12 protein-coding genes are annotated in these 13,879 nt (G+C 34.8%); all 12 read left to right on the plus strand.

The annotated features are described in order from the left end of the window. Positions 1–12: 12 nt before the first annotated feature. The 12 genes from EQM05_RS03395 to carB all read left to right on the plus strand — a co-directional run bounded on the left by EQM05_RS03395 (position 13) and on the right by carB (position 13,817). On the plus strand, positions 13–1,536 hold the full coding sequence (locus tag EQM05_RS03395) for an ABC transporter ATP-binding protein (RefSeq protein WP_128748729.1): 1,524 nt from the start codon (positions 13–15) through the stop codon (positions 1,534–1,536). Between the two features lies 1 nt (position 1,537). Then, complete coding sequence (locus tag EQM05_RS03400) at positions 1,538–2,608, plus strand: ABC transporter permease (protein ID WP_128748730.1); 1,071 nt, start codon at positions 1,538–1,540, stop codon at positions 2,606–2,608. After that, positions 2,609–3,538 (plus strand): ABC transporter permease, encoded by a 930-nt coding sequence (locus EQM05_RS03405; protein WP_128748731.1) that lies wholly within the window; start codon positions 2,609–2,611, stop codon positions 3,536–3,538. It begins immediately after the preceding gene. Positions 3,539–3,753: 215 nt separating this feature from the next. Next, a complete protein-coding gene (gene pyrB / locus EQM05_RS03410; protein WP_128748732.1) occupies positions 3,754–4,677 on the plus strand; it encodes an aspartate carbamoyltransferase in 924 nt (307 codons plus the stop codon). A 12-nt stretch (positions 4,678–4,689) separates the two neighbouring features. Next, entirely contained in the window at positions 4,690–5,115 is a 426-nt protein-coding gene (locus EQM05_RS03415; protein WP_128748733.1) for an aspartate carbamoyltransferase regulatory subunit, read from the plus strand. Positions 5,116–5,158: 43 nt separating this feature from the next. Continuing rightward, positions 5,159–6,346: a dihydroorotase gene (locus EQM05_RS03420; protein WP_128748734.1), complete on the plus strand. Its 1,188-nt coding sequence runs from the start codon at positions 5,159–5,161 to the stop codon at positions 6,344–6,346. Between the two features lie 30 nt (positions 6,347–6,376). After that, positions 6,377–7,273 carry an orotidine-5'-phosphate decarboxylase gene (pyrF, locus tag EQM05_RS03425; protein WP_128748735.1) on the plus strand — a complete coding sequence of 299 codons (897 nt, stop codon included), beginning with the start codon at positions 6,377–6,379 and terminating at the stop codon, positions 7,271–7,273. 3 nt (positions 7,274–7,276) lie between these two features. Then, on the plus strand, positions 7,277–8,017 hold the full coding sequence (locus EQM05_RS03430) for a dihydroorotate dehydrogenase electron transfer subunit (protein ID WP_128748736.1): 741 nt from the start codon (positions 7,277–7,279) through the stop codon (positions 8,015–8,017). Positions 8,018–8,049: 32 nt separating this feature from the next. Next, on the plus strand, positions 8,050–8,943 hold the full coding sequence (locus EQM05_RS03435; RefSeq protein ID WP_128748737.1) for a dihydroorotate dehydrogenase: 894 nt from the start codon (positions 8,050–8,052) through the stop codon (positions 8,941–8,943). A 20-nt stretch (positions 8,944–8,963) separates the two neighbouring features. Further along, positions 8,964–9,545 carry an orotate phosphoribosyltransferase gene (gene pyrE / locus EQM05_RS03440; protein ID WP_128748738.1) on the plus strand — a complete coding sequence of 194 codons (582 nt, stop codon included), beginning with the start codon at positions 8,964–8,966 and terminating at the stop codon, positions 9,543–9,545. Between the two features lie 13 nt (positions 9,546–9,558). Beyond that, on the plus strand, positions 9,559–10,629 hold the full coding sequence (gene carA / locus EQM05_RS03445) for a glutamine-hydrolyzing carbamoyl-phosphate synthase small subunit (protein WP_128748739.1): 1,071 nt from the start codon (positions 9,559–9,561) through the stop codon (positions 10,627–10,629). Positions 10,630–10,640: 11 nt separating this feature from the next. After that, complete coding sequence (gene carB / locus EQM05_RS03450) at positions 10,641–13,817, plus strand: carbamoyl-phosphate synthase (glutamine-hydrolyzing) large subunit (protein ID WP_128748740.1); 3,177 nt, start codon at positions 10,641–10,643, stop codon at positions 13,815–13,817. The last annotated feature ends 62 nt before the right edge of the window (positions 13,818–13,879 follow it).

Consider the following 13,879-nt stretch of genomic DNA (forward strand, 5'->3'; position numbering starts at 1 on the left):
GTGGTAAATCTTATGGAAAATAAATCTCCATTTTTATGCATGAAAAATATTAGAAAAACCTTTGGAAGTGTAGTTGCAAACAATGATGTTAATTTAACAGTAAACAGTGGAGAAATTCATGCTTTGCTGGGTGAAAATGGAGCCGGTAAGAGTACACTAATGAACATACTGTCAGGAGTATATACTCCTGATAGCGGTTCTATTTTCATACACAATAAAGAAGTTAAATTTTCTTCACCTAAGGATGCAATTAATGCAAAAATAGGAATGATATATCAGCATTTTAAGTTAGTAGAAAATCTATCAGCACTTGATAATATTTTACTTGGACAGAAAAATAGTTTTTTTATAAATAAAAAAAATGCTTTAAAAAGGATTAATGAAATATGCAGTAAATATGATTTGGAATTTGAACCAGGTAAAATGGTATACAACATGTCTGTTGGAGAAAAACAGGTTTTGGAAATTATAAAGGTTTTATATAGAGGAGCAGATATATTAATTTTAGATGAACCAACTACAGTTTTTACACCACAGGAGAGCAAAAAACTTTTTAAAATAATGCTGAAGATGAAAAGTAATGGTTGTGCAGTTATTTTTATTACACATAAAATGGACGAAGTTATGACCATTTCAGATAGAATAACAGTTTTAAGAAAAGGTGAAACGGTTAAGACCATTGATAAGCGTGATACATCACCAAAGGAACTGGCAGAGCTTATGGTGGGTCATAAAGTAGATTTATCCATAAATAAAGCTGAATATAGTAATAAAAAATTGATACTTGAAGTTAAAAATATAAGTGCAGCTGACAGCTCAGGAATAAAAGTGCTTAAGGATGTTAGTTTTAAATTGTATAGCGGAGAAGTACTGGGAGTTGCCGGAATTGCAAATAGTGGACAAAAGGAATTATGTGAAGCCCTTGCAGGAATTTCTAAGGTTAATTCCGGGGAAATACTTTTTCAGGGAGAAAATATAGTAGGAAATAATCCAAGAGAGATAATTAAAAAGGGAATAAGCATGAGCTTTGTACCAGAGGATAGATTAGGAATGGGCTTGGTTGGATCTATGGACATGGTAGACAATCTATTGCTTAAATCTTATCACAACCAGAAAGGTGTGCTTTTAAGTAAAAAAGAAGCAGCAGTTAAAGCAAAGGAAATAAAGGAGAAATTATCTATACAAACCCCTGGCATTCACTATCCTATAAGAAATTTATCTGGAGGAAACATTCAAAAGATACTACTTGGAAGGGAACTTGATATAAATCCTAAAGTATTAATTATGGCTTACCCTGTAAGAGGTCTTGACATTAATACATGTTATACAATATATGATTTAATTAATGAACAGAAGAAAAAAGGAGTTGCTGTTTTATATATCGGTGAGGATCTGGATGTGTTAACTGAACTTTGTGACAGGATTATGGTGCTTTGCGATGGAAAAGTAACAGGTATTGAAAATGCAGAGGAAACCTCTAAATACAATCTTGGGCTGCTCATGGCCGGGAAAACCAGATTAGAGGAGGGGGCATAATATGTTTAGAGTTGTAAAAAGGAATGAAGTTTCAAGGAGAGAAAGCATAGCAATCAGAGCAGCTTCAGTGCTTCTGGCTTTAGTAGTTTCAGGCATATTTATATATGCTATTAAATTAAATCCTCTTCAGGTTTATGCCAGCATGTTAAAAGGATCCTTTGGCTCACCATACAGCATAAGGGAAACCATTAAGCTGGCTGTACCCCTCATAATTACAGCACTTGGAATATCCATAGCTTTTAAAATGCAGTTTTGGAACATTGGAGGAGAAGGCCAGATTATAATGGGAGCCTTTGCCAGTTCGTTTTTTGCTTTGAAGTTTCCTGATTTACCCAAACCTGTTTTATTAACCATTATGATAATTGCAGGAATTATAGGTGGGGGCTTATGGGCATTAATACCTGCTGTTTTTAAATCAAAATGGAAAACTAATGAAACCATAGTTACTTTAATGATGAATTACATAGCGTTAAAATGGGTAACATTTTTGCAGTATGGACCATGGAAGGATAAAACAGCTCAGGGCTTTCCAAAGATACCTAACTTTTCAGATAATGCAATTCTCCCTGATATTTTTGGAGTGCACATAGGTGCTGTTTTTGCAGTTATATTAGTAGCTGCAGTATATATATTTATGAATAGAACAAAAAAAGGTTATGAAATTGCTGTTTTGGGAGAAAGTGAAAATACAGCATTATATGCTGGAATTAATATAAACAAAACAATTATTATTGCAATGATGCTAAGCGGGGGGCTTTGCGGGCTTACAGGAATGATACAGGCTTCTGCCATAAGCAATACTTTATCTGTGGAAGTATCTGGAGGAGTTGGCTTTACAGCTATAATTGTAGCCTGGCTGTCATCTCTCAGTGCTCCTATTATATTAATTGTTGGAGTGCTGTTTGCAGCTTTAGAACAGGGGGGCTCATTTATACAAACTGCCTTTGGAATTCCAAGTGCAGCAGCTTCCATACTACAGTCAATGATATTGTTCTTTGTTCTTGGCAGTGAATTTTTTATAAAATACAAAATATTGATTAGTAATAATGCCTCTATAAAGGAGGGGAATTAAATGATTATATCATTTTTACAAGCAGCCATTGTAGCCGGCACACCTCTTCTATTTGCAACTGTAGGTGAAATAATTACTGAAAGAGCTGGAAACCTGAATTTAGGAGTAGAAGGCATGATGTTAATGGGTGCTGTTATGGGATTTATGGTAGGTTTTAAGACAGGAAATCCTGTTGCAGCAATGATTGCAGCAATGCTTGCTGGAGCTTTTGGAGCTTTTATATATGCTTTTTTAACTGTAAGCCTTAGGACAAATCAGGTAGTCACAGGTTTAACATTAACCATATTCGGAACAGGATTTTCAAGTTTAGTTGGAAAAACCCTTGTTGGAAAGGTAGCACCTCAGGGAATAAAGAATTTCTTTTATCAGATTAAAGTTCCTATACTTGGGGATATACCTTTCATAGGGCCAGTATTTTTCAACCATGATGCATTTGTGTACTTTGGATACATTATAGCAATTGCAGCTGGAATATATTTTTATAATACCTCTGCAGGTCTGAATTTAAGAGCTATAGGAGAAAATCCCGGAGCCGCTGATGCTGCCAGTGTTAATATAAATTTATATAAATATGTTAATATCCTTATTGGAGGAGCTTTATGCGGACTGGGAGGAGCATATTTATCACTTGTATATGTACCTGCATGGCAGGAAAATGTTACTGCAGGACGTGGATGGATTGCAGTAGCTTTAGTAATATTTGCAGCCTGGAATCCTTATAAAGCACTGCTTGGTTCTTATTTATTTGGAGGGTTGGATATTATTGGATTCAGGCTGCAGGGAACACATTTAGCTATATCTCAGTATTTAATTGATATGCTGCCATATCTTGTAACAATAATTGTGTTAGTTGTGGTATCCATGAAAAAGAGCAGAAAAAATGCATCACCGCAATCACTTGGCAATCCATATTTCAGAGAAGATAGATAATAAGCTTAAAAAAATTGTTGACTTTTTAATATAATCTATGATATTATACCAATAAAGCAAATATTGAACCTTTAATATCGGCCCAGAGAGGCGAAAAGGGAAGACCAATAGTTTATGTGGTATAAGTGCGTTTTTAGCATGCCTTCCCTTTAAAAGGGAAGGCATTTTTTATACCTTTAAATTTAACCCGGAGAGGTTAAGAAGGAGGAGTCGTAATGTTAAAAGGAAGAAGTTTACTAGACCCAATGGATTTTACTTTAAAGGAGCTGAATGAAATATTTAAGCTTGCTCATGAAATTGAGGAAAATCCAGAAGAATTTTTACATGTCTGTGATGGCAAAATTTTAGCCACACTATTCTATGAACCAAGTACCAGAACAAGATTTAGTTTTGAAGCTGCTATGCTTCGACTAGGCGGAAGGGTAATTGGTTTCTCAGAGCCTAATTCCAGTTCTGTTTCAAAAGGTGAAAGTGTTGCAGATACCATAAGGACTGTAGCATGTTATGCAGATATAGTAGCTATGAGGCATCCTAAAGAAGGTGCACCAAGAATAGCTGCAGAGTATTCACCAATTCCAGTTATTAATGCAGGGGATGGAGGACATCAGCATCCTACGCAAACTCTCACAGATTTATTAACTACCATGTCAATAAAAGGCACCTTATCAAATCTAACTATAGGCTGCTGCGGTGATTTAAAGTTTGGAAGAACGGTTCATTCACTTATAAAGGCAATGTCAAGATACAAGAATAACAAGTTTGTTCTAATCTCACCAGAAGAATTATCAATTCCGGATTATATAAGAAAAGAAATATTAGAAAAGAATAATATAGAATTCAAACAAGTGGAAAAAATGGAAGATGTAATGGGTGAATTAGATATACTATACATGACCAGAGTTCAAAGAGAAAGATTCTTCAATGAAGAAGATTATATAAGATTAAAGGACAGCTATATATTAGACGGAGAAAAGATGAAAAAAGCAAAGAAGGACATGATTGTTCTGCACCCTCTTCCAAGAGTAAATGAAATATCCTATGAAGTGGATAATGATCCAAGAGGATGTTACTTTAGACAAGCTAAATATGGAATGTATGTAAGAATGGCGCTTATGGCTAAACTTTTAGGAGTAAGATAGGGAGGAATTAATATGTTAACAATTAACAGCATAAAAAATGGAATTGTCATTGATCACATAAAGGCAGGACTTGGTATAAAAATATTTAACTATTTAGGATTGGATAAAGCAGATTTCCAAGTAGCATTAATTAAGAATGCAGAAAGTGAAAAACTGAATAGGAAAGATATTATTAAAATTGAAAATAAAATGGATCTGGATGTAACTGTATTAGGACTGATAGATCCAGATATAACAATAGATGTAATTGAAAATGAAAAAATAAAAAACAAAATAAAACTAGAACTTCCTAAAAAGGTTGAAAATGTTATTAAGTGTAAAAATCCAAGATGTATAACTTCTGTTGAAAGAAATATAGTTCACACATTTTACCTGGTGGATAGTGAAAAGGGAGAATACAGGTGCAAATACTGTGATGAAATCCATAAGCTGGCATAAGACTTATATCATTATATAGAGTTACAAAAAGGAGTGAAAGATTATGCAGCTGCTCATAAAAAATGTAAGGATAGTTGACTGGTCTCAGGATTTAACTGGAGATGTATATATAAATAATGGGAAAATCACTGAAATAGGAAGAGGACTTAAAAAATCCTGCAGCACCATTGAAGGGAACGGTATGGTGCTGATGCCTTCCTTTATTGATCTGCATGTTCACTTTAGAGAACCGGGTTACACATATAAAGAAGATATTGAAAGCGGAAGTAAGGCTGCAGTAAAGGGTGGATATACCATGGTAAATTTAATGGCAAATACCAATCCCGTGTGCAGTGATATAAAAACTGTAAAATATATAAGCGAAAAAGCAAAAGCCATTGGACTAGTAGATGTACATCAGGTGGTATCCATAACTAAAAATTTCGATGGAAAAACATTAGATCATCTTGATAATCTGGACGATTCAGTGAAAATCATATCTGAAGATGGTAGTGATGTATCAGATAGCAGGGTTATGATGGAGGCAATGATTAAAGCAAAGCAAAAGGATATTATAGTTATGTGTCATTGTGAAAATAAAGAGCTTTCAGGTATTGATACAAGACTTGCTGAAAACACCATGACCTGGAGAAATATTACTCTGGCTCAGTATACAGGATGTAAAGCCCATATTGCACATGTAAGTACAAAGGAAGCACTAAAATATGTCATAGATGCAAAGCAAAGCGGCGCCAAGGTTACATGTGAAGTTACGCCTCATCACCTGGCTCTTAATAAAGAAAATTGTTACACTGTAAATCCTCCTATAAGAGTTAAAGAAGATGTGGACTATCTGATAAAAGGCATAAAGAATGGATATGTGGATGCCATAAGTACGGATCATGCTCCTCACAGCAGCTTAGATAAGGAAAAAGGAGCACCAGGCATTTCAGGAATTGAAACAGCATTTCCCATCTGCTATACAAAGCTTGTTAAAGAAGGACACATTAATTTAGAAAAACTATCAGAAATAATGAGTAAAAGACCTGGTGAAATCATTGGGTGCAATAAAGGACAGATAAAAATAGGATATGACGGAGATCTTGTGTTAGTAGATTTAGAAAAAAAGTATGAAATAAATAATAAAGAATTTTATTCAAAAGGGAAGAATTCACCATTTAATGGAGTTACAGTATGGGGAAAAATAATTAAAACCATAAAGAGCGGAGAAATTGTATATAGTGAAAACTAATAAGTGAAATATAAGGAGGAAAATTAGTATATGATAATTGATAAATTATATGACAATGTAATGGAAAAGGGAAATGTCTGCGTAGGGTTAGACACTGCAGTTGATTACCTGCCAAAGGAATTTCTGAATAAATATGAATATCTGGAAGATGCATTGTATAGATTTAATCAAAAAATAATAGCCTCCACATTGGATGTTGCAGCTTGTTATAAAGTGCAGATAGCATATTATGAAGCCCTTGGAATTAAAGGTATAAGAGTGTATAAAAAAACATTGGAATATATAAGAAGCAAGGGTGCTTTAGCTATAGCTGATATTAAAAGGGGAGACATATCAGATACAGCTAAAATGTATGCAAAGGCACATTTTCAGGGAGAATTTGAAAGTGATTTTGTAACATTAAACCCTTATATGGGATTAGACAGTGTAGAGCCCTATCTGCCATATGTAAAAAATAATGAAAAGGGAATTTTCCTCCTTGTAAGAACATCAAATCCTGGAGCAGCAGATATACAGTATCTAAACTGTGGAGAAGGAAAGAAAGTTTACAATGAGGTTGGGGATAAAATACAAAAAATAGGTGAAAACTATATGGGTAAGTGTGGATATAGTTCCATAGGAGGAGTTGTGGGCTGCACCCATCAGGAAGAGGGGGCAGAAATAAGACAGTCACTTAATAAAACCTTTTTACTTATACCTGGTTATGGGGCCCAGGGAGGAAAAGCAAAGGACGTATCAGTATATTTAAATAATGGTAACGGGGGAGTAGTAAATTCCTCAAGAGGTATACTCTTAGCATATAAGAAACATGAGGACGGCTGGAAGAAATTTGATGAATATGCCAGAGAAGAAGCAATAAAAATGAGAAAAGAAATAAAAGACTCAGTTTTAAAAAGCAGAGAAGAAAAAATAGAAAAGGGAGCTTAATAAATGGTTAAGGGCAAGGCTGAATATTTAACGGAAAAAGTATATGAAAACATAGAAATAAGCAAAGGAATCTTTAAATTAACCATTAAAGGAAGCTTTAAAGGAATACCCGGACAATTTTACATGCTTAGGGCATGGCAGCAGGAACCGCTGCTGTCAAGACCAATAAGCATACATTATGCAGATGATGAAAAAATAGAGTTTATGTATGCAGTAGTTGGTGAGGGGACTCAAATATTAAGTAAGTTAAAAAATAATGATGAAATTAACATTACAGGTCCCCTTGGCAATGGCTTTGATTTAGATTTAAATAATAAAAGAGTTGCAGTTATAACAGGGGGAATAGGAATAGCACCTATGATATTTGCAGCTAAAAGAATAAAAAATGCAGAAGTTGATTTTTACGCAGGATTTAGGAATGAAGTATATGCACTTCATGACCTTGATGAGGTAGTTAAAAATGTTTATATTACCACGGAAACTGGTAAACATGGCCATAAGGGATATATAACAGAAATATTTAATCCCATAAAGTATGATGTGGTTTTATGCTGCGGGCCAGAAATAATGATGAAATCAGTAATGAAAATGTGCAGAGAAGTAAATGTTCCAGTTTATGTGTCCATGGAAAATAAAATGGCCTGCGGAGTTGGGGCATGTCTGGTATGTACATGCAAGACTAAATCTGGAAACAAAAGAAGCTGTAAGGACGGACCTGTTTTTCTGGGAGATCAAATTTTATAATATACATTATTATTTTGAATGGAGAATAAAAAATGAATGTTAATATATGCGGCATAGAATTTAAAAATCCGGTGATTACTGCATCTGGTACCTTTGGTTTTGGCTCTGAATATAATGAATTTTATGATGTTTCAAAATTAGGGGGCATATGCTCAAAGGGCATAACTTTGAATAAGAGAGATGGAAACAGCGGAAGCAGAATATTTGAAACAAAAGCAGGAATTTTAAATAGTGTTGGTCTTCAAAATCCGGGAGTTGACTATTTTATACATAATGAGCTGCCTAAAATGCTTAATTATGACACAAATATCATAGTTAATGTGGGAGGGGCATCCATAGACGAATATATTCAGGTTATAGAAAAGCTGAATAAAACAGATGCACACATGATTGAGCTTAATATATCATGTCCTAATGTAAAACAGGGAGGTATGGCACTTGGAATAAAGTCTTCTGTTGCCAGGGAAGCTGTAGCGCAGGTTAAGAGTGTATGCAAAAAACCTTTAATGGTAAAATTATCACCTAATGCAGAGGATATAGTGGATATGGCATATCAATGCTGTGATGCAGGAGCAGATGCTATTTCACTGGTAAATACATTTAAAGGAATGGCAGTGGATATTTATAAAAGAAAGCCAGTGTTTGAAAATATTACTGCAGGTCTTTCAGGGCCGGCAATAAAGCCAATAGCACTAAGGATGGTGTATGAGGTGTGCAAAGCCGTAAATGTACCGGTAATAGGACTTGGAGGAATAATGAACTGGAAGGATGCAGTGGAATTTATTATGTGTGGAGCTTCAGCAGTTCAGGTAGGAACTGCTAATTTTATAAAACCTGATATATGCATAGATATTATAAATGGAATAGAAAAGTTTATGAAAAATGAAGGAATAAAAGAACTAAGAGAACTAAAAATGGAAGTTTAATTAAAGAGGAGTGATTTAAGTTGTCAAACACAGATAAAAATGTTATAGAAATACTTAAACAGGCTGGTGCACTTTTAGAGGGGCATTTTTTACTATCATCAGGAAGACACAGTGATAGATACTGCCAGTGTGCAAAGCTGCTTCAATATCCAGATAAAGCAGAAAAGGTTCTTAAGGTGGTTTCAGATAAATTAAAAAATGTAGACTTTGATATAGTTGTGGGGCCGGCTATGGGAGGAGTTATAGTTTCCTATGAAGTGGCAAGGCAGACTGGAAAACCAGGAATCTTTACAGAAAGACAGGATGGTAAAATGACACTTCGAAGAGGCTTTGAAATAAAACCAGGTGACAAGGTAATAATTTCAGAGGACGTAATTACAACAGGAAAATCAACATTGGAAACTGCTGAGGTCATAAAGGCTTTAGGAGGAGAAGTTGTAGGTATCTGCTGCATTGTAGACAGAAGAGCCAGCGGTGTAGAACTGGAATATCCAATATACAGTGCCTTAAAACTGGAGATAAAAAGTTTTGAAAAGGAAAACTGTCCTATGTGTAAAGAAGGCAGGCCATACGTAAAGCCAGGCAGCAGAAACATAAAATAACAGGGGTGGATAAATGATGGGATTATTATATTTAGAAGACGGATCAGTTTATGAGGGCAAAGGTTTCGGAAAAACAGGTATATCAGTGGGAGAGCTTGTTTTTAATACATCTATGACAGGATATGAGGAAATATTGACAGACCCATCTTATGCGGGACAGATTATAAACATGACTTATCCTCTAATTGGCAACTATGGGGTAAATTCAATGGAAAAGGAATCATCTAAAGTATATGCCAAGGGCTTCATAGTAAAAAATATATGCGAAAATCCATCAAATTACAGATGCGAAGGAACATTACATAAAATGCTTAGTTCAATGGGAGTTGTGGGCATATATGACGTGGACACCAGAAGCATTACAAAGAAAATAAGAAATTCAGGTGCAATGAAATGTGTTATCTCAAACGATGATACCAGCATGGATGAAATTAAAAAGCTTCTTAATAAAACACAGCTGAAAAATAATTTTATGCATGAGGTTAGTACAAAAGAAGTTATTAAAATAGAAGGAACAGGCCCTAGGGTAGCATTAATAGATTTTGGAGCTAAAGCCAATATCATAAGAAACCTTAAAGAAAGAAAATGTGAAATTGTAATATTCCCATACAATACTTCCTATGAACATGTAATGAGCGTTAATCCTCAGGGAGTACTGCTGAGCAATGGACCTGGAGATCCAAAGACCGCAATTGAAGGAATAAATTTAGCTAAGAATCTTATTAATCATATTCCTGTGTTTGGAATATGTCTTGGGCATCAGATACTGGCTCTGGCTTTAGGCGGCGATACTTATAAAATGAAGTTCGGACACAGAGGCGCAAATCATGGAGTTTACGATAAAGAAATTCAAAAGGCCTTTATAACATCACAAAATCATGGCTATGCAGTATCAGCTGAAAGCCTCAAAAACAAAGATGTTAAAATAACACATATCAATTTAAATGATAATACTGTGGAAGGAATCAGCCACAGCTCACTTCCGGTTTTCTCAGTTCAATTTCATCCTGAAGGTGCTCCGGGACCAACAGATGCATCTTATTTGTTTGACAAATTCATACGAAACATGAAAAATGCACAGTAAGGAGGGGTACAATGAGTCTGGATAAATCTATAAGAAAAGTTATTATTATAGGCTCTGGCCCAATAGTAATTGGGCAGGCAGCTGAATTTGATTATTCAGGTACACAGGCCTGTAAATCCATTAGAGAAGAAGGTATTGAAACAATACTTGTAAACAGCAATCCTGCCACAATTATGACAGACAGGCATATAGCTGATAAAATATATATGGAGCCATTAACAGTGGAAGCTTTGGAAAAGATTATAGAAAAGGAAAGACCTGATGGAATATTGGCGGGATTTGGAGGACAGACTGCTCTGAATTTAGCCATAAGGTTGGAAAAAGCAGGTGTTCTTAAAAAATATAATGTAAGACTTTTGGGAATAAACAGTGAATCCATAAGAAAAGCTGAGGATAGGGAAGAATTTAAATGCATAATGAAGGAAATCGGCCAGCCTATACCAAAGAGCATAATAGCCACAAATGTTGAACAATGTTCTGCTTTCGTGGTGGAAAATGGGTTTCCTGTTATAATAAGACCTGCGTATACATTAGGGGGCAGCGGAGGCGGTATTGCTAATACCAGAGAACAGTTAATGGAAATATGTGCAAGAGGTATTGATAGAAGCCCAATAGGACAAATATTACTGGAGCAAAGTGTGGCTGGATGGAAGGAAATAGAGTACGAAGTTATAAGGGATTCAAAGGATAACTGTATTGTAATATGTAACATGGAAAATATTGACCCTGTTGGAATACATACAGGAGACAGTATAGTTGTAGCTCCATCTCAGACCCTGAGAGACAGAGAATATCAGATGCTGAGACAGGCATCTGTGGATATAATCCGCAGTTTAAAAATACAGGGAGGATGCAATGTTCAATTTGCATTGGATCCAAAAAGCAGCAGTTACATTGTAATAGAAGTTAATCCAAGAGTGAGCCGTTCCAGTGCTCTGGCATCAAAGGCCACAGGATATCCAATAGCTAAAATAGCTTCAAAAATTGCTTTGGGATATACTTTAGATGAATTAAAAAATTATGTTACTGGAAGTTCCAGTGCCTGCTTTGAACCAGCCCTTGATTATGTAGTAATAAAAATTCCAAAACTGCCTTTTGATAAATTTAAATCTGCAGAAAGGCTCCTTGGCACTCAAATGAAGGCAACTGGAGAGGTAATGGCTATAAGCAGGAGCTTTGAAAGTGCACTTATGAAAGCTGTAACATCATTGGACGGCAAGTTTACAGCTTTGAAAATGGATAAATTAAGTGAACTAGATAAAGATGAATTACTAAACAAGATCGGCATAAGTGATGATGAAAGATTATTTGCTATTGCAGAGGGCTTTAGAAAGGGAATCGATATAGATCAAATTCACAATATAACAAAAATTGATAAATGGTTTTTAAACTGCATTAATAATATAGTACAAAAGGAGAAAAGCCTGGAGAATAAAAAGCCTACAGTAAAGGAAATATATGATGCAAAGGCAATTGGGCTTACAGATGTACATATATGCAGTTTAACAGGTATGAGTATGGCTGCCATTACAAAGATAAGAGAGGATAACAATATTTATCCAGTATATAAAATGGTAGATACCTGCGGCGGTGAATTTGATGCTGCAACCCCTTATTATTATTCATGTTATGATGGTGAAGATGAGGTAAAGGCTGATAATGAAAAAAAGATATTAGTAATTGGTTCAGGACCAATCAGAATAGGCCAGGGAGTAGAGTTTGATTACTGCAGTGTGCATGGAGTATGGGCAATTAAAGAGGCAGGATATAAATCAATAATAATAAATAACAATCCTGAAACTGTAAGTACAGATTTTGATACGGCAGATAAATTATATTTTGAGTCACTTTATATTGAAGATGTTATGAATGTTATAAGAAAAGAAAAGCCGGAAGGTGTAATAGTTCAGTTTGGAGGGCAGACAGCCATTAACCTGGCTGAAGAATTAGAGAAAAGAGGAGTAAAAATTTTTGGAAGCTCTTTTGATGCTATAGATTTAGCAGAGGATAGAGATAAATTCAGAGAACTTCTTCTTAACCTGGATATTCAAAGCCCATTAGGAGTTGCTGTAACCAGTGAAAATCAAGCCTATGAAGCTGTGAAAAGTATTGGGTATCCAGTTGTGGTACGTCCATCCTATGTAATTGGCGGAAGAGGCATGGAAGTAGTTTATGATCTGCAGTCTCTTTCAAAATATATGAAGGAAGCAGTGAATATATCCAGCGAACATCCAATTTTAATAGATAAATATATAAAAGGCACAGAAATTGAAGTGGATGCAATATGCGATGGACAGGATATACTAATACCAGGAATAATGGAGCACATTGAGAGAACAGGAGTGCATTCAGGGGACAGCATTACTGTATATCCATATATAACATTAAATGAAAATACAGTGAAGACTCTGGAAAAGCATACTAAAAAGATGGCCTTAGCATTAAAAATAAAAGGATTAGTAAATATACAATATGCATATGATGGGGAAAAGGTATATGTAATAGAAGTAAATCCAAGGGCATCAAGAACAGTACCTATACTTAGCAAGGTAACATCTATTCCAATGGTAAAGATTGCAGTGGATATAATGATGGGAAAGAAGCTTAAAGAAATGAATTATGGTACAGGGCTTTTGAAAAACAAAGATTTTTATGCAGTAAAGGTACCTGTGTTCTCAAATGAAAAACTTATTAATGCTGATATTTATCTTGGACCTGAGATGAAATCTACAGGAGAAGTGCTTGGGGTGGATAAGGACTTTGACATAAGTGTATTTAAAGGGTTTACCGCAAGCGGAGTGAAGGTAGAGGATAAGGGCAATGTATTTGTAAGTTTAAAGGAAAATGACAGGAATTATGAAGCAGCTGATATAATAAAAAAATATATAAATTTAGGATTTGAAATTTATGCATCTCATGAAACAAATGAATTCTTAAATGAATATGGTATAAAAAGTAATGAAATGAAAAATGAAAAGTGGATAAAAAGCATAAAAAAGGGTAAACTAAATATAATAATAAACACTCCTTCTAAAGGCAATGATGACACTACATTTGGTTTTAAGCTTAGAAGAATGGCATCAGAGTATAAAATTCCTCTATTCACATGCTTAGATACAGCAAGCTTATATACAAAAGCAATTATGGTAAAAAATAAAAAGCTAAACATTGAATATACACCTCTGTAGAAAAGCCTGTAATACTTGTCAATAGGTAAACTTATTTAGACAAGTATTGCGGGATTTTTTAA

Origin of the sequence: Clostridium sp. JN-9 (assembly GCF_004103695.1) — a bacterium.
Lineage (GTDB): Bacteria > Bacillota > Clostridia > Clostridiales > Clostridiaceae > JN-9.

Excerpts from the sequence above, each read along its gene's own strand:
- pyrF (WP_128748735.1), top strand. The coding sequence starts at position 6,377 with ATGATAATTGATAAATTATATGACAATGTAATGGAAAAGGGAAATGTC.
- EQM05_RS03420 (WP_128748734.1), top strand. The coding sequence starts at position 5,159 with ATGCAGCTGCTCATAAAAAATGTAAGGATAGTTGACTGGTCTCAGGAT.
- EQM05_RS03430 (WP_128748736.1), top strand. The coding sequence starts at position 7,277 with ATGGTTAAGGGCAAGGCTGAATATTTAACGGAAAAAGTATATGAAAAC.
- pyrB (WP_128748732.1), top strand. The coding sequence starts at position 3,754 with ATGTTAAAAGGAAGAAGTTTACTAGACCCAATGGATTTTACTTTAAAG.
- EQM05_RS03435 (WP_128748737.1), top strand. The coding sequence starts at position 8,050 with ATGAATGTTAATATATGCGGCATAGAATTTAAAAATCCGGTGATTACT.
- EQM05_RS03400 (WP_128748730.1), top strand. The coding sequence starts at position 1,538 with ATGTTTAGAGTTGTAAAAAGGAATGAAGTTTCAAGGAGAGAAAGCATA.
- carA (WP_128748739.1), top strand. The coding sequence starts at position 9,559 with ATGATGGGATTATTATATTTAGAAGACGGATCAGTTTATGAGGGCAAA.
- carB (WP_128748740.1), top strand. The coding sequence starts at position 10,641 with ATGAGTCTGGATAAATCTATAAGAAAAGTTATTATTATAGGCTCTGGC.
- EQM05_RS03405 (WP_128748731.1), top strand. The coding sequence starts at position 2,609 with ATGATTATATCATTTTTACAAGCAGCCATTGTAGCCGGCACACCTCTT.
- EQM05_RS03415 (WP_128748733.1), top strand. The coding sequence starts at position 4,690 with ATGTTAACAATTAACAGCATAAAAAATGGAATTGTCATTGATCACATA.
- EQM05_RS03395 (WP_128748729.1), top strand. The coding sequence starts at position 13 with ATGGAAAATAAATCTCCATTTTTATGCATGAAAAATATTAGAAAAACC.